This is a genomic window from Streptomyces ferrugineus (assembly GCF_015160855.1).
GTDB classification, from domain to species: Bacteria; Actinomycetota; Actinomycetes; order Streptomycetales; family Streptomycetaceae; genus Streptomyces; species Streptomyces ferrugineus.
The window spans coordinates 3,919,967-3,944,954 of the sequence record NZ_CP063373.1; the positions used below are offsets into that span (position 1 = coordinate 3,919,967).

Here is a 24,988-nt window from a genome sequence, read left to right on the forward strand (position 1 = left end):
CGTACGGGCGGATGACATGCCGTTTTGCGGGAACCCGGGCGCACAGCAGGAGATGTCTCCACACGACCGGCTGAGAGTGATCGATGGTTCTCGGACTTCTCACCCCCGCCCTGACACATCCGGCGTCCGCCGCGGCCGATCTGCTCACGGCCGGGCCCAGGCTGCTGGCCAAAGGAGCCGCACCCGCGGTGGGAGCCGCCGCGGGTGCGGTGGCCGGCACCGCCCGGGCGGGGGTGCGAAGCGCCGACGCCGCGGTACGTGTGGTGCGCGTCGCCCGCAGCACACTGACCCCCGGCTCGCACCCCTGGCGATCCGGCGCCCGGGCCCACCTCGCGCTGCGCCCCGAGGAGCCGGAACGCGTACGGCGCGCGGGCGGGACGGAGCGCGCGGCACGCAAGGTCGCCGCGGCGCTGGCCGAGCGGCCCGACGTGGCCCTCGCCTACTGGGACGGCGGACTGCGCCGGCTCGTGGTGACCGCCGTCGAGGAGTCCGTCAGCGACCGGGTGCTGGACAGGGCCGCGCAGCTCGCCGCCCGGCACGGTCTGGCCCGGACCGACGACGCGGTGGAGGACATCGCGCACCCCGCCGACCCCGCCGGAGTGCGGGCCGCCGCGATCACGGTCGCCGCCGACGGGATCGGCATCGCGACCGCGCTCGCCGGATACGTCCTGCGCCTGCCCTCCTCGCCCCGGTCCGTGACCGCGCTGGTGACGCTGGCGCGGGAGAACCCGACCTTCCGCGGATGGCTGCGCGCGAGGATCGGCCGCCGCCGGATGGACATGGCGCTGGCCATCGCGAACGCCGCCGCCCACGGTGTCGGCCGCACCCCGACCTCCCTGGTGCTCGACGGCACGCTGCGCAGCCTCCAGCTCGCGGAGACGGTGGCGCGCGCGACGGCGTTCGACAGGGCCCACGACGAGTTCTGCGCGCCTGAGCGGTGCAGCGTGGCGGGGGAGGAGTTCCCCCGCCCGCCGCTGAGCACCTCACCGGCCCAGCAGTACGCCGCACACGCCGAGACCGGCAGCCTGGTGGGCGCGGCGGCCACCCTGCTGGTCAAGCACGACGGCACCGAGGCCGCGGAGGCGGTGCTCGCCGGATCCCCCAAGGCCGCGCGCTACGGGCCCGCCGCCTTCCACGCCGTACTGAGCTCCGCACTGTCGCGCACCGGCGTCCTCGTACGGGACACCGAGCGGCTGCGACAGCTGGAGATGGCCGACACGGTCGTACTGCACCCCAGCGCGCTGCGCACCCCGGACGCCGGCGCGGACCCGTGGGCGGAGGCCGTGCTGGACGCGGCGCGGCGGGCGGGGCTGCGGGTGGTGATGGTGGACGACCCGGCCCTGGCCGATTTCACGACCCTCGCGGACCAGGTGGTGCGCGAGGAGCGGTCGCTGAGCGACGTGGTGAACGAACTGCGCGGCGAGGACGGCGTCGTCGTCACGGTCGCCCGGCCCGGGCCGGGCGACGAGGACGTGTTCGCCGGGCTGCTCGCCGGCGACGTGGCCGTCGCCCTCACCGACCAGGACGGCGCCGTCCTGTGGGGAGCCGATGTGCTGGCCCCGCACGGACTGTCCGATGTGTGGCGGCTGCTGCGGGCGGTGCCGGCCGCGCGCGGCGTCGGCCGTAGGTCGCAGACCCTGGCCCGGTCCGGCGCCGCCCTGTCCGGGCTCCTGGTGGCCATCGGCAAGTCCGCCCGGGGCCGCCGTACGCCGTGGCCCGGGCTGCGCCACACGCCGGTCGACGCCGGCGCCGCCTGGGCCCTGCTGGCCGGCACACGTGCGGCCGTCGGCGTGGCCCTGGCCCGCGCGCCCCACCCCCGGCCGCGCGTGGCCTGGCACGAACTGGAGCACACCGAGGTCCGCGACCGGCTGGAGCAGGTACCGGGCCCCGAGCCGACCCTGTCCGAGCAGCTCACCGACGGGGTGCGCAGGACGCTCCGGACGATGGGCCGCCGACGCCTGTTCACCCCGCTGAGCGGGCCACTGCGCCTTGGCCGCGCCGTGCGCAGCGAGCTCGACGACCCTCTCACCCCGGTGCTGGCCGTCGGCTCGGCCGCCGAGGCGATCCTCGGCTCGGTCCTGGACGCCCTGCTGGTCGTCGGCGCCCTCGACCTGAACGCGCTGCTCGGCGGCGTGCAGCGGATGCGGGCCGAGCGGGCGCTGTCCGGCCTGCTCGCCAAGCAGAAGCAGAAGGCGCGCGTGGCCACCGAGGACGACGAGGCCGAGCCGCACGTGGTGGACGCCACCAAGCTGCGGCCCGGCGACCTGATCGAGCTCCGGGTGGACGACGTCGTGCCCGCCGACGCCCGCCTGGTGTGGGAGGACGGCCTGGAGGTCGACGAGTCCGCGCTGACCGGCGAGTCCCTGCCGGCCGACAAGGCCATCGACCCGACGCCGGACGCCGCCGTGCCGGACCGGCGCTGCATGGTGTTCGAGGGGACGACCGTGGTGGCCGGGAACGCCCGGGCCGTCGTCGTGGACACCGGCAAGCGCACGGAGGCCGCCCGGGCCGTGGCCCTCGCCGCCCGCAGGCCGCCGTCCGCCGGAGTCCAGGCCAGGCTCCGGGAACTCACCGACAAGGCCCTGCCGTTGACCCTCGCGGGCGGCGCCGGGGTGACCGCCCTGTCGCTGCTGCGCGGCACACCGATCCGCCGGGCCGTCAGCGGCGGGGTGGCGGTGGCCGTGGCCGCGGTCCCGGAAGGACTGCCGCTGGTCGCGACCGTGGCGCAACTGGCCGCCGCCCGCCGGCTCAGCCGCCGCGGCGTCCTGGTCCGGGCCCCGCGCACCCTCGAGGCGCTCGGCCGCACCGACACCATCTGCTTCGACAAGACCGGCACGCTCACCGAGAACCGGCTGCGCCTGGTGCGCGTCACCGACGCCGACGGCACGGTCCGCAAGCCGGACGAGAAGGGCGCCGACGCCACGCTGCGGGTCGCGGCCCGAGCCTGCCCCCGGCTTAACGGCGGCTCGGACCGGCCGGTGCACGCCACCGACGAGGCCGTCCTGGACGCGGCCGACCCCGACCCCGAGTGGACCCAGGCCGAGAGCCTGCCCTTCGAGGCCGCCCGCGGCTACGCCGCCGCCGTCGGCCGGGCCGGGGACGGCACGCCCGTGCTCGTGATCAAGGGCGCCCCCGAGACGGTGCTGCCCGCCTGCTCCGACCTGCCCTCCTCGGTGTCCGAGGCGGCACAGGCACTGGCCGGCGACGGCCTGCGGGTGCTGGCGGTGGCCAGTCGCCCGCTCGACCCGGCCGACAAGGCGACGGACGTCCTCGAACAGGGCCTGGCGGACCTGGAGTTCACCGGCCTGCTCGCGCTCGCCGACGTACCGCGCGCCACCTCCACGGCCCTCGTCACGGGCCTGCGCGAGGCAGGCGTACGACCCGTCATGCTGACCGGCGACCATCCGCAGACCGCACGGGCGATCGCCGCCGAGCTGGGCTGGCCCGAGGACACCGTCGTGATCACGGGTGACGAACTGGCGTCCGCGGAACGGGAGGAGCGCGTGCGGATGCTGCGCGACGTCGGAGTGGTGGCCCGGGTCGCTCCCGAGCAGAAACTCCAGGTCGTCGAGGGGCTGCGGGACGCCGGCCGGGTCGTCGCCATGGTCGGCGACGGAGCCAACGACGCCGCCGCCATCCGCGCCGCCGACATCGGCGTCGGCATCAGCGCCCGTGGCTCGGCGGCCGCCCGCAACGCGGCCGACCTCGTCCTCACCCGCGACGACCTGACGGTCCTGATCGACGCGATCGGCGAGGGCCGGGCGCTGTGGCACAGCGTCGGCGACGCCATCGCCATCCTGATCGGCGGCAACGCGGGCGAGGTGGGCTTCGGCCTGCTCGGCACGGTCCTGTCGGGCTCGGCCCCGCTGTCGACCCGTCAGATGCTGCTGGTGAACCTGTTCACGGACCTCTTCCCGGCGATGGCGGTGGCGGTGACCCCGAAGGAGGCGGAGGAGGCGGCGGAGTCGGCGGAGTCGGGCGAAGGACCCGCGTCCGAGCCCGAAGCCACCGAACCCCTCGGCACCTCACTCCTCGGCGCCCCCCTGATCCGCAAGATCCGGCACCGCGCCCTGACCACCACCCTGGGAGCCACGTCCGCCTGGCTGTTCGGCCGCTTCACCCCGGGTACGGCCCGCCGCTCCACCACGATGGCGCTGTGCGCGGTCGTCGGCACCCAGCTCGCCCAGACCCTGGCCGACCGGCGGGGCAGCCCGCTGGTACGGGCCACCGCCTTCGGCTCCGCGGCCGCCCTCGCGGTGCTGGTCGAGACGCCCGGCGTCAGCCACCTCTTCGGCTGCACGCCGCTCGGCCCGGTCGCCTGGGCGGGCGTGGCCGCGTCGATCGCCATCGCGGTGGCCGGCCAGCGTGCCGTGCCGCATCTGGAACGGACGGTTCTGCGGCATCTGCCGACGGGCCCGCGGTGACCGGTGACGCGTCGGCGATCACACCGACCGGTGGTACTGGTCCGGCACGTGCACGTCGCCGCCCAGCTCCCGGGCCGCATGCCGCGCCCACGACGGGTTGCGCAGCAGTTCGCGGCCGAGCAGCACCGCGTCCGCCTCGCCGTTCGCGAGGATCTTCTCGGCCTGTTCGGCTTCGGTGATCAGCCCCACCGCGGCGACCGGCAGCGACGTCTCGGCCTTCACTCGCGCGGCGAACGGCACCTGATAGCCCGGCCCGACGGGGATGCGGACGCCGGAGGCGTTGCCGCCGGTGGACACGTCGAGCAGGTCGATGCCATGGGCCTCGAGGTCGGCCGCGAAGCGGACCGTGTCGTCGGCCGTCCAGCCGTCCTGCTCCAGCCAGTCCGTCGCCGAGATACGGAAGAACAGCGGCTTGTCGTCCGGCCACACCTCGCGCACGGCGTCCACGACCTGGAGGGCGAAGCGGGTGCGGTTCTCGTAGGAGCCGCCGTATGCGTCGGTGCGGTGGTTGGAGTACGGCGAGAGGAACTCGTTGATCAGATAGCCGTGGGCGCCATGGATCTCGGCGATCTCGAAGCCGGCGGCGAGTGCCCGGCGCGCGGCGTCCGCGAACTGCCCCACGATCTCCTGGATCTCGGCGACCGTCAGCTCGTGCGGCACGGGGTGCCCGTCGGCGAACGCGATCGCGCTGGGCGCCACCGGCCGCCAGCCGTACGCGTCCGGTCCGAGCGGCGCACCGCCCTTCCACGGCCGGTCGGTCGACGCCTTGCGCCCGGCGTGGGCGAGCTGGATCGCCGGCACCGTGCCCTGCGACTTGAGGAACCGGGTGATCCGGCGGAACGCGGCGACCTGGGTGTCGTTCCAGATGCCCAGGTCCCACGGCGTGATCCGGCCCTCGGGGCTGACCCCGGTGGCCTCGACGACGATCAGCCCCGTGCCGCCGGCCGCGCGGGCCGCGTAGTGCGCGAAGTGCCAGTCGTCGGGGGCGCCCGTGTCGGGGCCTTCCGGTGCGGCCGAGTACTGGCACATCGGGGGCATCCACACCCGGTTGGGGATCGTCACATCACGCAGGGTGCGGGGCTCGAAGAGCGCGCTCACGGCGGACTCCATTCATCGCGGGGACCAGCGGTCGACTCGTACGATAACCATCGTAGTACGAGAAGTGTCAAACTACGAGAGGTCTCGTACAATGAGGGAACCCGAGTGAAGTGGAGCCGCCGTGACCAGCCCCGCTGTCAGCAGCCGAGACCTCCCGCACCCGGCGCGCGAGGAGATCCGCCTGGAAGGCGTGCTGCACGCGCTGTCCGACCCGCTGCGGTTGCAGATCGTGCGGGAGCTCGCCGCGGTCGACGACGAGCTGTCCTGTTCGCACTTCGACCTGCCCGTCACCAAGTCCACCACCACGCACCACTTCCGGGTGCTGCGCGAGAGCGGGGTGATCCGGCAGATCTACCGGGGCACGGCCAAGATGAACGGCCTGCGCAGGGACGACCTAGACGGTCTCTTCCCGGGACTTCTCGACGCCCTCCTCGCCTCCGCCGCCCGCCAGGCCGTCCGCCTCGGCGCCTGAACCGGCCCTCGCGGGCAGGTGGTTGAAGAGCAGGTTCAGCACGATCGCGGTGAGGCAGCCCGCGCTGATGCCACTGTTCATCACCGTCTGGAACCAGTCCGGGAACTTCTCGTAGATCGTCGGCACGCCGACCGGCAGCATGCCCACGGCCACGGAGACGGCCACCACCGTCAGGTTGTCGTTGCCCTTGAAGTCCACCCCGGCCAGTGTCCTGAGGCCGCTGGCGGCGACCGTCCCGAACATCACCAGGCCCGCGCCGCCCAGCACCGGCGCCGGTATCGCCGCCACCACCGCGCCCAGCTTGGGCAGCAGGCCCAGCAGTACGAGGATGCCGCCCGCGGTGGCCACCACCCACCGGCTGCGCACGCGGGTCATGCCGACCAGTCCCACGTTCTGGGCGTACGCCGTGTAGGGGAAGGTGTTGAAGACACCGCCCAGCACCGTCGACAGGCCGTCGGCGCGCAGGCCGTCGGCGAGGGAGCGCGGCTCGACCCTGCGGTCCGTCATCTCGCCGACCGCGATCAGGTCACCGGTGGTCTCGGTCATCGTCACCAACGCGACCACCAGCATCGACACGATCGCCGAGAACTCGAAGGTGGGCGCCCCGAAGTGGAACGGCGTGCTGATCCCGAGCCAGTCGGCCTCGCCCACACCGCCGAAGTCCGTGAACCCGAACGGAACCGCGACCGCGAGCCCGACCGCTATGCCGATCAGCACGGCGACCCGGCTCAGATACGCCGGCGCGAACCGCTGCACACCGAGCACCACCGCGAGGACGAACCCGGCCAGCGCGAGGTTCTCGGGCTCCCCGAAGTCCGCCGAACCGACGCCGCCGGCCGCCCAGTTGCCCGCGACCGGCAGCAGGGACAGCCCGATGATCAGGATCACGGTGCCCGTGACGAGGGGCGGGAAGAAGCGCAGGAGCCTGCCGAAGACGGGTGCCAGCAGGACGATCGCCAGCCCCGCGACGATGACCGAGCCGTAGATCGCGGGCAGGCCCCCGCCCGTCGTGCCGATCAGCACCATCGGGGAGACCGCGGCGAAGGTGCAGCCCTGCATGATGGGCAGCCGCACGCCGAAGCGCCAGAAGCCGACGCACTGGATCAGGGTCGCGATACCGCACACCAGCAGGTCGGCGGTGATCAGATACGCCAGGTCCGCGGGCGGAAGTCGCATCGCGCCGCCGACGATCAGAGGGACGGCCACGGCGCCGGCGTACATCGCCAGCACGTGCTGGAGACCGAAGGCGGCCAAGTGGCGGGCGGGGGGAACTTCGTCGACGGGGTGGAGCGTTGAGGTCATGCGCGGACCGTAGACTCCTTGAACAGATTGTTGATTTCGGGGGTGTTGCCGGTTCGTTTCTCCCCCGAAGGGCGTTCCTGATGGGCGTTCCTGGAAGGGCGTTTCTAAAGGGTGTCGCCGTGCGCGGCGGTGAGGAGCGACTCCCAGTCCGGGAGCTTCACCACACCCCGCCCCAGCGATGCCCCCAGCGCCGCCTCGGCCCGCTCGATCGACTGCCAGCCGGACCACTCGACGGGCTCGACGCCCTCCGCGCGCAACGCCGCGAGCGGGTCCCCGGGCAGTTCCCTCCCCGCGAGGACGGCGGCATCCTCCAGCAGTGACGTCACCGTCTCCTTGGCGCACGGGCGATTGGTGCCGATGACCCCGGTCGGGCCCCGCTTGATCCAGCCGGCCACGTACTCGCCCGGCGCCACGAGGCCCTCGCGCAGGACACGACCCGCGAGGTGCGGCACCGTGGCGGTCTTCGGGTCGAACGGCAGCCCCTCCAGCGGCACTCCGCGATAGCCCACCGAACGCAGCACCAACTGGGCCTCGATGTCCTCCCAGCGGCCCGTGCCGGTCACCCCTCCCCGGCCGTCCGGCGCCGTCCGCTCGAAGCGCACCGCGCCCACGCGCCCCGCGTCGGCGAGGAGTTCGACCGGGCGCAGGAAGAAGCGCAGGCGGATGCGGTGCCCGGCGTTCCGTGCCGGGGACTCGGCCCAGCCGCGCAGCACCTCCACGTTGCGGCGCTGCGGCGCGGGCAGGCCGGAGGGGTCGGCGTAGGCCGGGTCCAGCGCCAACTCCTGCGGATCCACGCTCACTTCGGTGTCCGGCAGGGTGCCCAGCTCCCGCAGCTCCTTGGTGGTGAAGCGGGCCTGCGAGGGGCCCCGGCGGCCGACCATGCTGACCTCGGTCACACGGCTCGCGGCGAGGGTGGTGAGCGCCGCCTGCGGCATGTCGGTGGGGCTCAGTTCGGACGTGCCCCGGGCCAGCATCCGGGTGACGTCGACCGCGACGTTCCCGACGCCGATCACCACCGCCGACCTCGCGCCGGCCACGAACCCGTCGTCGACGGCGTCCGGATGGGCGCTGTACCAGGACACGAACTCGGTCGCCGACCAGCTGCCCGGCAGTTCCTCGCCCGGAATCCCGAGATGCCGGTCGGTGGCGGCGCCCACGCAGTACACCACCGCGTGGTACAGCTCGCGCAGCCGCGCCGTCGGCACCCCGTCCGGGCCGATCTGGACGCCCCCGAGGAACCGCACCCGCTCGTGCTCCAGGACCGTCCGCAGATTGTTCTGGAGGGACTTGATCTTCTCGTGGTCCGGCGCCACCCCGTAGCGCACCAGACCGTACGGGCACGGCAGCCGGTCCAGGACGTCGACGACCACGTCGGGGTCCTGCTGAACGAGGCTCTGGGCGGTGTAGCACCCACTGGGCCCGGAGCCGACGACGGCGACATGAAGCACGGCGGAACTCCTTGTCCAAAGATCGTCAGGAGTCGCTCTCAAGTCCAGCATCGCACCGCGGCCGCTCCGCTGACAGGGTGCAGTGCGCCGCATGGGTGCGTGTTCGTTCGTATGGAATGTGATCATGCGGTTACGTTGCGTGTGTGCTGGAAGCATCCTTTCTTAATCTTTCCGATCGCTCCGCGGCGGACGGTGCCGTGTCGGTGTGGCCCGCGTGGAGAGTGTGGGACGGCAACGGCGCCACCATGTGGTTCGGCGTCCGGCTGGAGTTCGGCGACGGCGCCCGGGTCGACGCGATCGCCGTGGTGTCGGAGGGGTGTGTGTCCATCGAGGACGTACGGGCCGAGCCGGCGCTGTCCCTCGACGACCTGGCGGCGCTCGCCGACTGGATCGAGGATCCGCTCTCCGAGGCGTGCGGGATCGGGGCCGTACCGGACGGCGGTGAACCGGACACCGCCCAAGCGGACACCGTCGGACCCGGCGGTGCGGACGCCGCGCCGAGCGGGGCCGGGGCGGCCTGGCCGGGCGGCGTCGAGGGGCAGTGGCTCGTCGCGCAGAAGTACCGGGCGGCCCAGGAGCAGGGCGTCGACCCCGTTCTCGCGGTGATGAGCGCGACGGGACACGGCCGCCGCAAGTCGCTCAGGCTGATCGGGCAGGCGCGCGACGCCGGCTTCCTGACCCGGCGCCGGGCCCGTCGCTGAGAGCGGCCCCAGAGGTGGCGGCCGTATCGGGCGGGTCCGTCAGAGCATGTCCCGCATCCGGGTGATCTCGCTCGTCTGCTGCGCGACCACCTCGTCGGCCATCTCCTCGATCTGGATGTTGTTGCCCTGCCCCTTCACGTCGGTGGCCATGGTGATCGCCCCTTCGTGATGGGTGATCATCAGCGTGAGGAACAGCTGGTCGAATGCCTTGCCCTGCGCGGCGCGGAGCTTTCGAAGCTGTGCCTCGGTGGCCATGCCGGGCATCGAGGCGTGCTCGTGGCCGTGGCTGTGTTCGGCCCTCTCGGCCTTGCCGTGGTTCTTCAACCAGCCCTTCATGGCGGTGATCTCCGGGCCCTGTGCGGCGGTGATCCGCTCGGCGAGGGCCTTGACCTTCTTCGACTCGGCGCGGTTCGGGACGAGTTCGGTCATCTCCAGGGCCTGGTCATGGTGCACGATCATCATCCGCGTGTAGTCGACGTCCGCGGAGTTGGGGGAGTCGTCCTCGGCGTGCATGCGCGCCGCCTCCTCGGCGGACAGCTCGCGGTTCGGCTCTCCGGGCTTGCCCGGTGCGATCACCGAAGGCCCGCTCCGTGCGGCCGGCTCGGAGTCGGAGTCGCATCCCCCGAGCGCGAGCACGGCCAGGGCGGCCAACGCGGCACCGGCGAGCGGCCGTTGACGCCAGGGCGTCTTGGTCACATGTCTGTTGCCCCCTGTTGATGTGTGCATGGTGAAGACGATACTCGGGCTTGCATGAACCGTTCCAGTGCGAACGGTCAAGGGAGGAAACAGTGATCCTGTTGAGCAATCCCCGAACACGCCGCAGACGCCTGGGAGTCGTCGCAGCCGCCGGTGGACTCCTCGCCGCGCTGCTGACCGCGCAGCCGGCCGTCGCCACCCCGGACCCGGGGGACGGCCCCGCCCAGGAACAGAAGGTCTCCGAGAGCACCCGGGCCGAAGTGCGGGAGGCTCTCGCGGACGGCGAGATACCCGGTCAGAACGAGATCGTCCACTCCGACAACATCGAACACGTCGCCAACATCCCCAAGGACGTGCTGCCGGGCACCAATTCGGACCTCGCCTTCCAGGGCAGATACGCCTTCGCCGGCAACTACGACGGCTTCCGCATCTTCGACATCGGCAACCCGAGGTCACCGAAGACGGTCGCCCAGGTCCTCTGCCCCGGCTCCCAGAACGACATCTCCGTCTCCGGCAACCTGCTGTTCCTGTCCACCGACTCCTCGCGCAGCGACAGTAGTTGCAACAGCACCACACAGCCCGCGACCGAGAAGTCGTCGTGGGAGGGCATGAAGGTCTTCGACATCAGCGACAAGACCAACCCGAAGTACGTCGCCGCCGTGGAGACCGCCTGCGGTTCGCACACCCACACGCTGGTGCCCGAACGCCGCAACGTCTACGTCTACGTCTCCTCGTACTCGCCGAACGCCGCCTACCCCGACTGCCGGCCGCCGCACGACGGCATCTCCGTCATCAAGGTGCCGCGGTACGCCCCCGAGAAGGCGGCGGTCGTCGGCTTCCCGGTGCTGTTCCCCGGTGAGGGCCCGGACGGCGGCGGCAACCCGGGCGCGCCCACCAACCCGGGTGTCTCCAAGACCACCGGCTGCCACGACATCACGGTCCTGCCCGGGAAGGACCTGGCGGCGGGTGCCTGCATGGGTGACGGGATCCTGTTCTCCATCGCCGACCCGGAGCACCCGAAGGTCATCGACCAGGTCCAGGACAACGTCAACTTCGCGTTCTGGCACTCGGCGACCTTCAACCAGAAGGCCGACAAGGTCATCTTCACCGACGAGCTGGGCGGCGGCAGCGGGGCCACCTGCAACGCGGAGATCGGCCCGAACCGCGGCGCCGACGGCATCTACGACATCGTCGGCAAGGGCGACAAACGCAAGCTCGTCTTCCGCAGCTACTTCAAGATCCCCCGACACCAGGCGAACACCGAGAACTGCGTCGCCCACAACGGCTCGCTGATCCCGGTCAGGGGCCGCGACCTCATGGTCCAGGCCTGGTACCAGGGCGGCGTCTCCGTGTGGGACTTCACCGACTCGGCCCACCCGAAGGAGATCGCCTACTTCGACCGGGGCCCGCTGACCACCGACACCATCAGGTCGGCCGGTTCGTGGTCGGCGTACTACTACAACGGCTACATCTACTCCAACGAGATGGCCAGGGGCTTCGACGTCCTGAAGATCAACGACCGGCGCACCGACCCGGCCCGCTGGGTCAAGCTGCGCGAACTCAACGTCCAGACGCAGCCCGACTACTTCGACTGACCGTCCGGGCAGCCGGGTGCGGACCCGGTCGCGAAGAACCGCGACAGATCCGTGTCGCACGTCCCGCCGGGCTCGGTCTCCGAGACCGGCGGGACCCCAAGCTCCCAGTCCAGCCGGTAACGCTTGAACAGCTCGGCCCGCAGCACCGGCACGGGCATCGGGGCCCCGGGCACCAGCGCCGCGTAGACCGCGCCCATGAGCAGGCAGCGCAGCATGGGGTAGTCGGCGTCGACGTCCAGTGAGCCATGCCGTACACAGGTGTCCCGCAGCAGCTCGGCCAGCCGCCGCTGCTCCGGGCACGGCATGAAGCCCTCGGCCTGGAGGATGCCCGCCATGTGCTGGCGCATCAGCACGGGCCGTTCCCGGGCCAGGCCCAGGATCGCGTCGATGGCCCGGGCCATCCGCTCCGCTCCGTCCTCGGTGCGCGGCTCGCGCTCCAGCGCCTCCTGAAGCGTGCGGTGCATCAGCCGGTGCACGGCGGACTGCACGAGCTGGCGCTTGCCGGGGAAGTAGTACGACACCAGTCCGCGTGCCGAGCCCGCCCGGTCCGCGATGTCACCCAGCGTGGTGGCCTCGTAGCCGCGCTCGCCGACCACCTCCACCGCCGCCTGCAGAAGCCGCTCCCGGGAACGCCGCCGCAACTCTTCATTGACCGAGGCGCTGCGCGGGGACATGCTGTAACTCCTGCGTTGACTGGCTGCCAGCCAACTATACTCAGCGCGTCCGGCCCGGCCTCGATACGGCCTGGCCGGGGCTGCTGTCTGCCCCGGGCGACACGGGGGATCGTCCGGGGCGGGCTCGCCCCCTGATGGTCGCCGGAGGCTACTTCTCCGGTCGTGGGGCGGTGCCGTTCGCCCGTGGCCCGGCGCCGCCCACCAGGTCCAGCACCGGCCGCAGCGCGTCCGGCCGCCGGTCCGCCGGCAGATGGTCCACGAAGTGCACCGCGCAGCCCAGCGCCGCCGCACCGCCGTCCGCACGCCGGTTGTCGCCGACCATGACGACATCGCGCGGATCGGCGTCGAGCGCCTCGCAGGCGGCCGCGAACAGCCGCGGGTCGGGCTTCTGGATGCCGTGCTCGTACGACAGCACATAGGTGTCCACGTACGGGTCGAGACCGTGCTCCCGGAACACCGGGCGGAGGTCCCAGCCGATGTTGCTGACCACGCCCACACCGACGCCGCGCTCACGCAGCGCCCCCAGCACCTCGGCGCTGTCCGGGTACGGCCCCCACGCGGCCGGTGTCATGTGGCGCTCGTAGAGCGCGTCGTGCAGCCGGTCGTCGGGCAACTGCACATGCCGGGAGAGGGCGGTGTACGCCGCCCGGTGCAGCTCCGCGCTCTTGTCCCGCACTCCCCAGACGCTCGCGACGTCCTCGGGCAGCCAGGACGGGTCGGCCCCGCCCGGCAGCGCGCCCATCGCCTCCAGCGCCTGCGCCGCCTCGGCCAACTCGGCCTCGGTGAGCTCCACTTGGACCTCGGCGAGCGCTCCGCGCAGCCAGGACTCGGTGGACTCGATACGGAAGAGGGTGCCGGAGAAGTCGAACAGGACTGCGGTCATGGTGCGGATCCTACGGCGCCGTGTCGCGCCGCGCGGGAAGATCGCCGCGCTGTGTGGAGCCGGGTGGCGCTCAGCCCCGTCGGCGGGCGTGCACCCCCACCGCCAGCACCACGACCAGCGCCCCCAGCAGCCAGCCGCCGACGACGTCCGTGGCCCAGTGGACGCCCAGCCAGACCCGGGTGAGCCCGACGCCGGCCACGGAGACTACGGCCACGGCGACGGCCGTACGCCACACAGCGCGCTGGGCGCCATGGCGGTGCAGCAGCCACAGCAGGAGACCGCAGACCACCGTGGCCGTCATGGCGTGGCCGGAGGGGAACGCGGCGTAGTGGGCGGAGTCGACGGGGTCGGGCCAGACGGGCCGGGGGCGGTCGACCAGGGCCTTCAGGGTTTGCTGGATCGCCGTGGCCAGTCCGCAGGCGGCCAGCAGCCACACGGCCGTCCAGCGCGCGGCTCTGCGCCACACCAGCCAGATCGCGACCGCGACGGTCAGGATGCGCATCGTCCACGGGTCCCAGACCCAGTCCGTCAGGATCCGGAACGCGTGCGTGACGCCGCGCTCGTCGACCGCCCAGCGGTGCGTGGTCTCCGCGATGTCCCCGTCGAGGGTGATCAACGGGTGCCACCGGATCGCGACCAGGGCGAGCAGCAGCGCCGAGCACAGCGCCAGGGCACCGGCCCAGCGGGAGGCTCTGCGTTCGGCCGGTGGACGGGGCGGGGACTCGACGGTCTGGGTGTGCATACTGCGATCCTCGCCGACCGATGGGGCGAGAGGCCAATGCCGGGGCTGGGATCGCGACGCCCGCCACAGGAGGACCGCCTCGTGCGGCGGGCGTCGTGCCGGGCTTGCGGCGCGCCGCCTCAGAGCGTCAGCAGCATCGCCAGCATCGCGATCCCCATCGACACCCGGCAGGCCCGCGCCAGCTCCGGCCGGTCGGCCCAGCCGACGCCCGCGCCGACGCTCGCGCCGCCGGCGGTGACCGGCAACAGCCGGACGCCGGACAACAGCACATATCCCGTGAAGTACAGGAGCAGAGCGCCCGTCAGGAGAGGGATGCCGGAACCGCCGTGCCCGAGCCGGTGGTCGGGTGAGGCGGCCATCACGATCGACATGTAGACCATGGCAAGGGCCCCCACCAGATGGTGCAGATGGTGCCCGCCGGCCCGCGCCGACCACAGGGCGTGCACGGTGGCCGCGCCGAACACGGCGACATAGCCGGGCCAGGCCCACGACGGCGGGGTGAACGCCGCGGCGGGCACCGCCATCGCGGCCATGCCGAAGCCCATCAGCGCCTCGCCGCCCGCGGCCCGGCGCTGTTCCTCGACGTGGCTGCGCATCCGCAGCAGGCAGTAGGCCCCGGTCGCCGCACACAGCGCGACCAGCAGCCAGCCGGGCGAAGCCGGTCCGTGCACGCGCACCTCCCCGCTCGACGGTCTCGGACAGTGCGTCGATGCCCCGGCCGTGCGGCGCGCACGCGAGCGCAAGGGTGTACACGGGGAGCATTCGACGGAGCACGGCAGGTCACGGCGACCGGTGGAACTGGCGATGTACACGATGGCCGGATCCCTGTGCGCGCTGTACGCGCACCAGCGTCCCTACGCGGCCCGGGTCCGCGCCCTGGCGTCGGTGGCGCTCGGCAGGGGCCCCCGCCGCCGCGTACGTCGAGGCGCACGGCACGGGCCGCGATCCCGCCCAGGCCCACGCCGCCGTGCGCACCGCCCTCGGCTGCGCCCTCACCGGCTGCGCCTCCCACCCCCTGGGGATCGGCCCCCTACCGGGCCCTGGTGCCCCTCGCCCACACCGGCGGGGTCGCCCTGGTCGGCGCGCTCGTAGGGCTCGGCGCTGCCCTCGCCGGTCGCGGGTCGCGCGTGCCGAGTGGAGCGGACCACGTACGCTCGCCGCTACGGGGCGAGGCAGGGCACCGCACCCGGACCAGCGCACGGGCGACACGACGGAGGGCGTACGGCCATGACGGCGACGAGCGGCGGGCCGACCGGGACGAGACATGACACGGTGGCCGGGGTGGTCCGCCAGTGGCGGACCGTCCACCCCGACCTCGACACCGCGCCGATGGAGATCATCGGCCGCATCAACCGCTGTGCCGCCCTCCTCCAGCAGGCCGAGGACGCCCCCCTGCGCCGGGCGGGCCTGAGCCGCCCCGAGTTCGACCTGCTCGGCGCGCTGCGCCGCACCGGCCATGAGCTGACCCCCAGTGAACTCGCCCGCGAGACCTTCGCCTCGGGCGCCGCCGTCACCAAGCGACTCAAGCAGCTCACCGAGCGGGGCCTGGTCGAGCGCCGCGGCGACACCCGCGACCGCCGCGTCGCCCACCTCCGCCTCACTGACGCGGGCCGGGACCTCGTCGACGGCATCCTGCCGGAGCAACTCGCCTACGAGACGGCCGTACTCTCCGAGCTCGCCCCCGAGGGACGGGGCGAACTCGCCTCCCTGCTCGGCGAGTTGCTCGGCCGGCTGGAGGGACGGCTGGGAGCGCTGCGCGCCTGAGCCGAGCCCGTCAGCTCTCGTCGGCCGACCGGTACACGCCGAACACCGCTCCCTGCGGGTCCCGCAGCACGGCGATGCGCGGCCCGTCAGGGAGGGAGGTGGGCTCCATGAGGACGCTGCCGCCCGCCCGCGCCGCGTCCGCCGACGTCGTGTCCACGTCCACCACCGCGAAGTACGGCATCCAGTGCGCCGGCACCTCGTGCGGGAACTTGTCGTCCATCGCGAGCATGCCGCCGAAGTCGGCGCCGTCGACGCCCCACTGCGTGTAGTGCTCGGCGGCATTCACGGTCCAGCCGAACACCGCGGTGTAGAACTCCACGGCCCGCTCGGGCGCCCGGGTCAGCAGCTCCACCCAGCCCAGCGAGCCGGGCGCGTTGAGCAGCCCCGCCCCCGGGAACGACCGTGCCTGCCACAGCTGGAAGGCCGCCCCGGTGGGGTCCATGGCCACCGCGAACCGGCCCATGTCGAACACGTCCATCGGGCCGACCAGCACCGTCCCGCCGGCCTGCGCCACCCGCGCGGCCGCGGCGTCCGCGTCCGGCACCGCGAACGACACGTTCCACGCCACCGGCTGCCCCTCCTGGTACAGCGGCGTCAGCGCGGCCACGGCCGCGTCGCCCAGGTGCGCGATCGTGTAGCCGCCCGCCTCCTGGCGCGGATCGGTCTCGGCGCGCCAGCCGAACAGCGCCTCGTAGAACCGCCTGGCCCCGGCCAGGTCACTGGTGCCGAGCTCGGTCCAGCAGGGCCCGCCGGTCACCGGCTTGTCGAGCTTCATGGCGCTCCTCCCGCGAAGGACCCCCTCCAGCACGCTAAGCCCCGCCCGGGGACCCGGCCATCCGACCCGAACGCCCTGGTCCTCCGGTCAGTACACCTAGATCCCGGGGCGGTACCGCAGCGGATGGTCCGCCGGTACCTCCACCAGCACGATCCGCGTCCCGTCCGGGTCGGCGATCCACATCTCGATCAGTCCCCAGGGCTCGCGCACCGGCGGCCGCACGACCCCGACGCCCTTCGCCACCAGCTCCTCGTGCGCGGCGGCGACGTCCTCGACCTGCATCCACAGCTGCACGGCCGGGGACGGCGGCGTCTCGGAACGCCCCGAGACCTCCAGGAAGCCCCCGCCGAGGAAGTAGACGGTGCCGCGGTGCGGGCCCGTCCCGAACTCGCGGTAGACGGCGAGGCCGAGCTGCTCGCCGTAGAAGTGCCGGGACCGTTCGGGATCGGTGGGTCGGAGCAGGGTCCGGCCGCTCAGTACGTGCACCATGCAGTCGGAGCCTAGTGGCGCGTTACGCTCAGCGGTGCCCGAGCCGCGCCCGAGTAGGGGAGAACCGCACCATGGACACCACCGCGACCGACTCCTGCGCCGGAGTCGTCTTCCGTGACGCCACCGAGGCCGATGTGGACACACTGGTCGCGTTGATCGAGTCCGCCTACCGCGGGGACTCCAGCCGGTCGGGGTGGACCACCGAGGCGGACATCCTCAAGGGCCAGAGGACCGATCCGCAGGGCGTGCTGGAGGTCCTCAGATCGCCCGACAGCCGGCTGCTCACCGTGGAGCGGGACGGACGGGTCGTCGGCTGCTGTCAGCTCGAACACCGTGGGGACCACGCCTACTTCGGGTTGTTCGCGGTCAGCCCCGCGCTCCAGGGCGCGGGCCTGGGCAAGGTCATCATCGCGGAGGCCGAGCGGCAGGCCCGCGAGACATGGGGTGCGAGCGAGATGCACATGACCGTGATCTCCGTACGGGAAGATCTGATCGCCTGGTACGAGCGGCGGGGCTACCGCCGTACGGGACGGATGACCCCGTACCCGTACGGCGACGAGCACCTCTCTATCCCGCAGCGCCCCGACCTGCAGTTCGAGCTGCTGGTCAAGGCGTTGGTGTGACGTTCACGCGGTGAAGCGGCCGGTGCGTTTGATCTCCGGGTAGTCGGTGGTCGCGCCGTCCAGCTCCAGGGCCCGGACCAGCCGCAGATGGTCCTGGGTGTTCACCACCCAGCCGATGATCCTGAGGTCCGCCTTCCGGGCGTGCTCCACGACCTCCAGGGTGATCCGGCGGATGTTCAGGCATACCGTCGCCGCGCCCACCGCGACGGCGCGGTCCACGATGTCGGTGCCGTAGCGGCTGGCGATCAGCGCGGTGCGCACCCCGGGCACGAGGCGGGCGATCTCGGCGACGGCGTCGTCGTGGAACGAGGACACCTCGACCCGGGGCGCCAGATCCCGGGCGTTCATCACCCCGGCGAGCGCCCGTGCCGCCGCGACGTCCTTGATCTCGGCCTGGAGCGGCGACCTCACGGCGTCCAGGACCTCTTCGAAGACCGGCACGCGCTCGCCGCGGCCCGCGTCCAGGGCGCGCAGCTCGGCGAGGGTCTTGTCGGCGATCGCGCCGGTGCCGTCGGTCGTGCGGTCCACGTCGGTGTCGTGCATGACGACGAGGGCGCCGTCCTTGCTCAGGTGGAGATCGAGTTCGATGACGTCGAGGCCGGCCTGCTGGGCGGCGACGAAGGAACGGAGGGTGTTCTCGGGTTCGACACCCATGACTCCGCGATGACCGATGGTAAGGAAGTTCAAGGTTCAACTCGCTTCCGTCGACGGCGGCTCGGCGTGCGCGAACCGGAGCGGAGCGTTCGCGCGGCAGTGCCGCAGCCTAGTGGTCCGTGCGCGTGATGAACCCCACGTGTACACGGGGTTCGCGGCGGTGGACATGTCGTGCCTGGCTCGCGCCCCTGACGGTGGTCACCCTGGCGTGGGCGAGTCCCGCGGGGATTGACCGGACTTGCGGGGTGAGTGATGCGTATGCCCACGGAGCGCCGGTCTAATCGCCGTAGAGGCATCCGGCAGGAAAAAGTTCGGTGACTTTGGGGGTCTGCAGGATAATTTCCCGAGGTCTCACTTGCTGGGAGAAACCTCGTATGCGTACGGTGTCCCGACGCGAGGTTCTCCAGCGGAGGATGGGACATGACGGAAATTCTTGTGCAGGCGGCTTCGGGGGATCAGGTTCCTCCCATGACCAGGGTGGTCGAGCACCCGGCATGGCCGGTGCTCAAGGATGCCGTGGAGCAGATCCGGCCATGGCAGTCCAAGGACGGGTCGATCGACTTCGAGGCCGAGGGCGCGCCCGCGCGTGCGGACGCCGAGGCCGCCGTACGCCGCGTCGTGGCGGCCGTCGAGGAGCTGTCCCCGCTGCTGCCGCACGACGCCGACTACCACGCGGCCCTGGTGAAGGACCTGAACCGCTGGGCCGAGGGCGGCTTCGAGGTGCCCGACTTCCTCGACTCGCTGCTGGCCTTCCAGCCCGCCGCGAGCCGCGCGGACGGCCTCCAGCACCTGGTCGTCTTCGCGATGTACACGCAGAACGGCAACCCCGACCGCAACCTCGAGGCGGTCGTCCTGCGCATGGTCTGGCCGGACTGGCTGGCCGAGCTGGAGCGCACCCGCTACGACAACCCGCTGTTCTGCGGCATCAAGTTCGAGGACTTCACGGCGGGCTACGACACCAACTCCGCCGTCCTCTTCCCCGAGACCATCGCCGTGCGCCAGGCCCCCGAGCGCTTCAGCTGGGGCGGCATCTTCTGCGACCGCGAGGCCGCCCGCTTCCGCCGGGTCACCGACGCCGCCGTCGACATACTCGGCCTGGAGCTGCCCGAGGACATCGCCGCGATGGTCCACGACCAGAAGCGCTGCGAGGAGGCCTTCGTGCTGTGGGACATGGTCCACGACCGCACCCACAGCCACGGCGACCTGCCGTTCGACCCGTTCATGATCAAGCAGCGCCAGCCGTTCTGGATGTACGGCCTGGAAGAGCTGCGCTGCGACCTCACCGCCTTCAAGGAGGCCGTGAAGCTCCAGGCGGACGGCGTCCCGCAGGCTCGTGACGTGCAGTACGCGGTGCTGTTCGACCGCATGTTCCGCTTCCCGGTCACCGGCGAGCGGGTGCGCAACTACGACGGCCTCGGCGGCCAGCTCCTCTTCGCCTACCTGCACAAGCACGGCGTCGTCCGCTGGACCGACAACAGGCTCGCCATCGACTGGGAGCGCGCCCCGCAGGTCACCAACCAGCTCTGCGCCGAGATCGAGAAGCTCTACCGCGACGGCATCGACCGCCCCAAGCTCGTCCACTGGTTCGCCGGCTACGAGCTCGTCTCCACCTACCTCGCCCCGCACCCGGGATCCAAGTGGGCCAAGGGCCCCGACGCCCTCGACCTGTCGCAGCCGCCCCGGAAACTCGTCGATGACGTGCTTCCGGACGAGTTTCCGCTGAGCATGTTCTATGAGGCCCTCTCCAAGAAGCTGAAGAACGTGATCGCCTCGACCCGGGGCATCCGTGCGGAGAGCGCCGAGCGAGTCGCCGCGTGAGCGACCGCAGCACCAGCAACACTGCTCAGGAGGCGAAGAACATGGCGGGGAACGGAGCTCTCAGCGGTGCGGTGATCGCGGTGGCCGGCGCGGGTGGCCCCGCGGGCCGGGCGGCGCTGCTGCGACTGGCCGAGGCCGGTGCGACCGTCGTCGGCGCGGACAACGATCCCGAACGGCTCGCGGAGGCCGTGGACGCGGCACGCTACGCGTCCGGCGGCGCGACCGTCACCGGCGAACCCGTCGACCTGCTCGACCTGCAGTCCGCCCGCGAGTGGGCCGACCACATCGAGAAGGACTTCGGCCGCATCGACGGCTTGGTCCACCTCGTCGGCGGCTGGCGCGGCAGCGAGACCTTCGTCAAGACCAGCCTCGACGACTGGGACTTCCTGGAGCTGCTGCTCATCCGCACCGTGCAGCACACCTCGCTCGCCTTCTTCGAGGCCCTCCAGCGCAGCGACCGCGGACGGTACGTACTGATCAGCGCCGCCGGCGCGACGAAGCCGACCGCGGGCAACGCCTCCTACGCCGCCGCCAAGGCCGCCGCCGAGGCGTGGACCCTGGCGCTCGCCGACGCCTTCCGCAAGGCCGGGGGCGCCGAGGGCCCGTCCTCCGCGGCTGCCATCCTGGTGGTGAAGGCGTTGGTGCACGACGCGATGCGCGCCGAGCGGCCCAACGCGAAGTTCGCGGGCTTCACTGACGTCAAGGACCTGGCGGACGCCGTCGTCGGCGTCTGGGACAAGCCCGCCGCCGAAGTGAACGGAAAACGCCTGTGGCTGACCGAGAAGCCGTGAACCCTCCGAAGACCGACGCGCGTCGCCATCACGACCCGGAGGTCCGCGGTTTCGCCAGTGACAACTACGCCGGCGCCCACCCGGAGGTGCTCGCCGCCGTGGCCCTGGCCAACGGCGGGCACCAGGTCGCGTACGGCGAGGACGACTACACCGAGAACCTCCAGCGGATCATCCGCAGCCACTTCGGCGCCACCGCCGAGGCGTTCCCGGTCTTCAACGGCACCGGTGCCAACGTCGTCGCGCTCCAGGCGGTCACCGACCGCTGGGGCGCGGTGATCTGCGCCGAGAGCGCGCACATCCACGTGGACGAGGGCGGGGCGCCGGAGCGGATGGGCGGCCTCAAGCTGCTCACCGTGCCGACCCCCGACGGCAAGCTCACGCCCGAGCTGATCGACAAGCAGGCGTACGGCTGGGACGACGAGCACCGGGCGATGCCCCAGGTCGTCTCGATCACCCAGAGCACGGAACTGGGCACCCTCTACACGCCGGACGAGATCCGCGCCATCTGCGAGCACGCCCACGCGCACGGCATGAAGGTGCACCTGGACGGCTCCCGGATAGCCAACGCGGCCGCCTCCCTCGACGTCCCGATGCGGACGTTCACCGACGCGGTCGGCGTCGACATCCTCTCCCTCGGCGGCACCAAGAACGGCGCCCTGTTCGGCGAGGCGGTCGTGGTCCTCAACCAGGACGCCGTCAGCCATATGAAGCACCTGCGCAAGCTGTCCATGCAGCTCGCCTCCAAGATGCGTTTCGTGTCCGTGCAGTTGGAGGCCCTGCTCGCCAAGGACCTGTGGCTGCGCAACGCCCGTCATGCGAACGAGATGGCCCAGCGGCTGGCCGAGGGCGTACGCGCCGTCCACGGCGTGGAGATCCTCTACCCGGTGCAGGCCAACGGCGTCTTCGCCAAGCTCCCGCACGACGTGAGCGAGCGCCTGCAGAAGAGGTTCCGGTTCTACTTCTGGGACGAGGCGGTCGGCGTCGTGCGCTGGATGTGCGCGTTCGACACGACCGAGGACGACGTGGACGCGTTCGTGGCGGCGCTGAAGGAGGAGATGGCGCGCTAGGCGTCACGTGAGCCCCGGAATCTGCATAGATATGCGATCACTCGAAGAGTCATTGACTCGCGAGTGATCGCGTTTCTACTGCAGCATGGAGCGGGCGGATGACTCGTATGTCTATGCACAGCTAGGGGACCGGCATCTGCACGGTGCCTGGCATCGGCAGGATCCGCGCCTTCACGCCCGACCCGGAGTCCAACGAGTTGGACTATCCAGTCCTGTATGCTGAACCGCACCCGGCGACCGGCCGTACCTGTGGAAGACGCTCCCCACCGCACTCTGAGGCAGCCGATGACTCTCTCCCTGACCGTGTCCGACGAGGTGCGTGCCCTTGCGCCCGGTTTCACGCACGTCGCCGTCGAGGCGCACGGCCTGGTCAACGGCCCGAGCACCGATGCCGGCGCCGCGCTCCTCGACGACGCCGCCCGCCGGCTCGCCGTACGCCTGGACGGGCGCGCCCCGCACGAGGACCCGCACATGGCGGCCTGGCGCGAGGCCTACACGGCGTTCGGATCGAAGCCGTCGCGCACCCGCAATTCGGCGGAGGCGCTCGCCAAGCGGGCCCTGGCCGGGGCCGGGCTGCCGCGCATCAACGTCCTCGTCGACGTCTACAACGCCATCAGCGTCGCCCACCTCATCCCCGTCGGCGGCGAGGACATCGACCGCATCCAGGGCGGGATGCGGCTGGTGCGCGCCACCGGGGACGAGGACTTCGTGACCGTGGCCGGCGGCGAGGAGGTCGTCGAGCACCCCGACGCCGGCGAGGTGGTCTGGCGCGACGACGCGGGCGTGACCTGCCGCCGCTGGAACTGGCGCCAGGGGCCGCGCACCCGGCTCACCGAGGAGACCACCTCCGGCATCTTCCTGCTGGAGAGCATGGCCCCGATGCCGGTCGCCGAGGTCGAGGCCGCGGCGGCCGAACTGGCCGAACTGCTTCAGAAGTTCAGCCCCGGAGCGCGGATCACGGTGCGTTCTCCGGCGTCGTGACGGCCGGGCGCCCGAGCGTGTCGCGGGCGCACCTGCGGAAGTCCGCCACCAGCCGGCCGCGATCCCCGGCACGCGTGGCCAGCACCACATGGCTCGGTTCCACGCCCTCCAGGGGGACCGTGGTCAGATCGGGGCGGATCGTGTGCACGCGCGGGGTGGCCGGGACGATCGCCACGGCCTGACCGTCGGCTATCAGCTCGTACTTGTCCTCCATGGCCTCCACCAGCGGACCGTCCGGCGCCGGCCGCCCGTCGGGCCGCGGATCGATGCGCCAGTAGGCGTTCCACACCGGGTTGTTCCGCACCCGGGGCATGGGCTCGTCGGCGATGTCGTCCAGGGTCACCGACTCCTTGCCGGCCAGGCGATGGTCCAGCGGCACCATCAGCACCCGCGGCTCGTCGTGGAGGACCGTCACCTCCAGCCCGTCGGCCGGGAGGGGCAGCCGCGTCACCACCGCGTCCACCCGGTGGTCGAGCAGGGCCAGATGTGCCTCCTCCCACGGCAGGTGCACGGCGTGCACCTCGGCTTCGGGACGGCGCCGGCGCAGGGCGCGTACGGCCGGGGTGACGATGAGGGTCGTGGTGTAGCCGACCGTGAACCTGCCGGGCCGGGCCGCGGCCCGGGTGCGCGCCGCGGCCTCGGCGGCCGACCGCAGCAGCGCCCGCGCGCGGGGCAGGAAGACCTCCCCGGCCTCGGTGAGCCGGGTGCCGCGCGGGGTGCGATCGAGCAGGCGGGCGCCCAGCTCCTGCTCCAGCCGGCGGATCTGCCGGCTCAGTGACGGCTGGGCGACGCGCAACGCCTCGGCGGCGCGGCCGAAGTGGCCGTGCTCGGCGACGGCCGTGAAGTAGCGCACGAGGCGCAGATCGAGGTCCGGTGAGGGCTGCGGTGGCTGGGGCACTCTCCCAACGTACGCCTCCTCACCGCACTCTGGGCTGGGGTGATGCCTGAAACGTATGGCTCACTGCGAAAGGGGACTTGGACCCGGGGTGCCTCGTGCTCGCAGGGTGGAGTCACCGGCCCGGAAACGTCCGGGCCTTCCGACTTCCCTGCCGAAGGAGTGCTTTCCTGTGCGTGTCCTCGTCACCGGCGCGACCGGATTCATCGGGTCCGCCGTCGTCCGCGACCTGCTGCGAGCCGGGCACCAGGTCCTCGGGCTCGCCCGCTCGGACCGTTCCGCCACGGCGCTGAAGGAGGCCGGGGCCGAGGTGCGTCGGGGCGACCTCGACGACCTCGCCGGCCTGCGGGAGGCGGCGGCCGCAGTGGACGGCGTCGCCCATCTGGCGTTCATCCACGACTTCTCGAACTACCCGGCCGCCGCACAGGCCGACGAGCGGGCCATCGAGGCGATGGGCCAGGCGCTGGCGGGCAGCGACCGCCCTCTCGTCGTCACCGCCGGCACCATGTCGCTCGCGCCGGGCCGCACCGCCACGGAGGAGGACGTGGTCGACCCGCGGACAACCGCGGTGCCCCGCCGGTCCGAACAGGCCGCTGCGGCGTTCGTCGAGCGGGGTGTACGGGTCTCGGTGGTGCGGCTTCCGCCGTCGGTGCACGGCGAGGGCGACCACGGCTTCGTCCCGCGTCTGATCGAGATCGCCCGCGAGAAGGGCGTCTCGGCCTACCCAGGCGACGGCTCCAACCGCTGGCCCGCCGTGCACCGCGTGGATGCGGCCCGTCTCTTCCGGCTGGCCCTGGAGGCGGCGCCCGCGGGCAGCAGGCTGCACGGCATCGACGACGAGGGCGTCCGGGTGCGTGACATCGCCGAGGTCTTCGGCCGCCACCTGAATCTGCCGATGACCTCGATTCCTCGTGAGGAGGCGGCGGGTCACTTCGGCTGGCTCGGCCCCCTCTTCGCGGCGGACGCCCCGGCGTCCAGCGCGCTCACCCGCGAGCTGCTGGGCTGGCAGCCCACGCGGCAGGGCCTCCTGGCGGACCTCGAAGCGGGCCACTACTTCAACTGAGGGCCGGCACCACCGGCGTTCGACCGACGCCGG

23 protein-coding genes and 1 pseudogene are annotated in these 24,988 nt (G+C 72.3%); 12 read left to right on the plus strand and 12 right to left on the minus strand.

The window, feature by feature from the left end; genetic code table 11:
- Positions 1-83 precede the first annotated feature (83 nt).
- Positions 84-4,424, plus strand: coding sequence for a cation-translocating P-type ATPase (locus tag IM697_RS17855; RefSeq protein WP_194048680.1), 4,341 nt, complete (start codon positions 84-86; stop codon positions 4,422-4,424).
- Positions 4,425-4,442: 18 nt separating this feature from the next.
- On the opposite strand, the gene IM697_RS17860 is transcribed toward IM697_RS17855, so the two are convergent.
- The gene (locus IM697_RS17860; RefSeq protein WP_194048681.1) at positions 4,443-5,522 is read right to left on the minus strand and encodes an NADH:flavin oxidoreductase/NADH oxidase; all 1,080 of its coding nucleotides are present in this window, start codon (positions 5,520-5,522) and stop codon (positions 4,443-4,445) included.
- 121 nt (positions 5,523-5,643) lie between these two features.
- Here IM697_RS17860 and IM697_RS17865 point away from each other — a divergent pair, with 121 nt between their 5' ends.
- Positions 5,644-5,994, plus strand: a complete 351-nt coding sequence (locus IM697_RS17865; protein ID WP_194048682.1) for an ArsR/SmtB family transcription factor — start codon at positions 5,644-5,646, stop codon at positions 5,992-5,994.
- On the opposite strand, the gene IM697_RS17870 is transcribed toward IM697_RS17865, so the two are convergent.
- Both IM697_RS17870 and IM697_RS17875 read right to left on the minus strand, forming a co-directional pair.
- Positions 5,917-7,296 (minus strand): nucleobase:cation symporter-2 family protein, encoded by a 1,380-nt coding sequence (locus tag IM697_RS17870; protein ID WP_194048683.1) that lies wholly within the window; start codon positions 7,294-7,296, stop codon positions 5,917-5,919. The two genes, IM697_RS17865 and IM697_RS17870, sit on opposite strands and share 78 nt — an antisense overlap.
- A 104-nt stretch (positions 7,297-7,400) precedes the next feature.
- Positions 7,401-8,744 carry an FAD-dependent oxidoreductase gene (locus IM697_RS17875; protein WP_194048684.1) on the minus strand — a complete coding sequence of 448 codons (1,344 nt, stop codon included), beginning with the start codon at positions 8,742-8,744 and terminating at the stop codon, positions 7,401-7,403.
- Positions 8,745-8,941: 197 nt separating this feature from the next.
- On the opposite strand from IM697_RS17875, the gene IM697_RS17880 reads away from it, so the two are divergent.
- Entirely contained in the window at positions 8,942-9,445 is a 504-nt protein-coding gene (locus IM697_RS17880) for a DUF6214 family protein (protein ID WP_194048685.1), read from the plus strand.
- Between the two features lie 39 nt (positions 9,446-9,484).
- Here the strand turns inward: IM697_RS17880 and IM697_RS17885 are convergent, their stop codons facing one another.
- Positions 9,485-10,171, minus strand: a complete 687-nt coding sequence (locus IM697_RS17885; RefSeq protein WP_194048686.1) for a DUF305 domain-containing protein — start codon at positions 10,169-10,171, stop codon at positions 9,485-9,487.
- A 62-nt stretch (positions 10,172-10,233) separates the two neighbouring features.
- Here IM697_RS17885 and IM697_RS17890 point away from each other — a divergent pair, with 62 nt between their 5' ends.
- Positions 10,234-11,736 carry an LVIVD repeat-containing protein gene (locus tag IM697_RS17890; protein ID WP_194048687.1) on the plus strand — a complete coding sequence of 501 codons (1,503 nt, stop codon included), beginning with the start codon at positions 10,234-10,236 and terminating at the stop codon, positions 11,734-11,736.
- Here the strand turns inward: IM697_RS17890 and IM697_RS17895 are convergent.
- The 4 genes from IM697_RS17895 to IM697_RS17910 form a co-directional block, all read right to left on the minus strand.
- Entirely contained in the window at positions 11,724-12,410 is a 687-nt protein-coding gene (locus IM697_RS17895) for a TetR/AcrR family transcriptional regulator (protein ID WP_194048688.1), read from the minus strand. The genes IM697_RS17890 and IM697_RS17895 overlap by 13 nt on opposite strands.
- A 148-nt stretch (positions 12,411-12,558) precedes the next feature.
- Entirely contained in the window at positions 12,559-13,293 is a 735-nt protein-coding gene (locus IM697_RS17900) for an HAD family hydrolase (RefSeq protein ID WP_194048689.1), read from the minus strand.
- 70 nt (positions 13,294-13,363) lie between these two features.
- Entirely contained in the window at positions 13,364-14,035 is a 672-nt protein-coding gene (locus tag IM697_RS17905; protein WP_194048690.1) for a phosphatase PAP2 family protein, read from the minus strand.
- Positions 14,036-14,154: 119 nt separating this feature from the next.
- Positions 14,155-14,706: a DUF5134 domain-containing protein gene (locus tag IM697_RS17910; protein ID WP_194048691.1), complete on the minus strand. Its 552-nt coding sequence runs from the start codon at positions 14,704-14,706 to the stop codon at positions 14,155-14,157.
- A gap of 556 nt (positions 14,707-15,262) precedes the next feature.
- Here IM697_RS17910 and IM697_RS17915 point away from each other — a divergent pair.
- A complete protein-coding gene (locus IM697_RS17915; RefSeq protein ID WP_194048692.1) occupies positions 15,263-15,799 on the plus strand; it encodes a MarR family winged helix-turn-helix transcriptional regulator in 537 nt (178 codons plus the stop codon).
- 10 nt (positions 15,800-15,809) lie between these two features.
- Here IM697_RS17915 and IM697_RS17920 read toward each other — a convergent pair whose 3' ends face one another.
- Both IM697_RS17920 and IM697_RS17925 read right to left on the minus strand, forming a co-directional pair.
- Positions 15,810-16,574 carry a VOC family protein gene (locus IM697_RS17920; RefSeq protein ID WP_194048693.1) on the minus strand — a complete coding sequence of 255 codons (765 nt, stop codon included), beginning with the start codon at positions 16,572-16,574 and terminating at the stop codon, positions 15,810-15,812.
- 96 nt (positions 16,575-16,670) lie between these two features.
- Complete coding sequence (locus IM697_RS17925) at positions 16,671-17,063, minus strand: VOC family protein (RefSeq protein WP_194048694.1); 393 nt, start codon at positions 17,061-17,063, stop codon at positions 16,671-16,673.
- 71 nt (positions 17,064-17,134) lie between these two features.
- On the opposite strand from IM697_RS17925, the gene IM697_RS17930 reads away from it, so the two are divergent.
- Positions 17,135-17,686: a GNAT family N-acetyltransferase gene (locus tag IM697_RS17930; RefSeq protein ID WP_194048695.1), complete on the plus strand. Its 552-nt coding sequence runs from the start codon at positions 17,135-17,137 to the stop codon at positions 17,684-17,686.
- 3 nt (positions 17,687-17,689) lie between these two features.
- Here IM697_RS17930 and IM697_RS17935 read toward each other — a convergent pair whose 3' ends face one another.
- Positions 17,690-18,373 (minus strand): glycerophosphodiester phosphodiesterase, encoded by a 684-nt coding sequence (locus tag IM697_RS17935; RefSeq protein ID WP_194048696.1) that lies wholly within the window; start codon positions 18,371-18,373, stop codon positions 17,690-17,692.
- 387 nt (positions 18,374-18,760) lie between these two features.
- Here IM697_RS17935 and IM697_RS17940 point away from each other — a divergent pair, with 387 nt between their 5' ends.
- From IM697_RS17940 to IM697_RS17955, 5 genes and pseudogenes are all read left to right on the plus strand, one after another.
- Positions 18,761-20,158, plus strand: coding sequence for a DUF6421 family protein (locus IM697_RS17940; RefSeq protein WP_194048697.1), 1,398 nt, complete (start codon positions 18,761-18,763; stop codon positions 20,156-20,158).
- A 41-nt stretch (positions 20,159-20,199) separates the two neighbouring features.
- A complete protein-coding gene (locus IM697_RS17945; protein WP_194049759.1) occupies positions 20,200-20,949 on the plus strand; it encodes an SDR family oxidoreductase in 750 nt (249 codons plus the stop codon).
- Complete coding sequence (locus tag IM697_RS17950; RefSeq protein WP_194048698.1) at positions 20,946-22,016, plus strand: threonine aldolase family protein; 1,071 nt, start codon at positions 20,946-20,948, stop codon at positions 22,014-22,016. The genes IM697_RS17945 and IM697_RS17950 overlap by 4 nt, the downstream gene beginning before the upstream one ends.
- A gap of 139 nt (positions 22,017-22,155) precedes the next feature.
- Positions 22,156-22,293 (plus strand): annotated as a pseudogene (locus IM697_RS44640) (transglutaminase); the annotation flags it as partial.
- A gap of 8 nt (positions 22,294-22,301) precedes the next feature.
- Positions 22,302-22,997: a B3/B4 domain-containing protein gene (locus IM697_RS17955; RefSeq protein WP_194048699.1), complete on the plus strand. Its 696-nt coding sequence runs from the start codon at positions 22,302-22,304 to the stop codon at positions 22,995-22,997.
- Here the strand turns inward: IM697_RS17955 and IM697_RS17960 are convergent.
- Positions 22,972-23,895: a LysR family transcriptional regulator gene (locus tag IM697_RS17960; RefSeq protein WP_194048700.1), complete on the minus strand. Its 924-nt coding sequence runs from the start codon at positions 23,893-23,895 to the stop codon at positions 22,972-22,974. The two genes, IM697_RS17955 and IM697_RS17960, sit on opposite strands and share 26 nt — an antisense overlap.
- A 169-nt stretch (positions 23,896-24,064) precedes the next feature.
- Between IM697_RS17960 and IM697_RS17965 the strand changes: the two genes are divergently transcribed.
- Positions 24,065-24,955 carry an SDR family oxidoreductase gene (locus IM697_RS17965; protein WP_194048701.1) on the plus strand — a complete coding sequence of 297 codons (891 nt, stop codon included), beginning with the start codon at positions 24,065-24,067 and terminating at the stop codon, positions 24,953-24,955.
- The last annotated feature ends 33 nt before the right edge of the window (positions 24,956-24,988 follow it).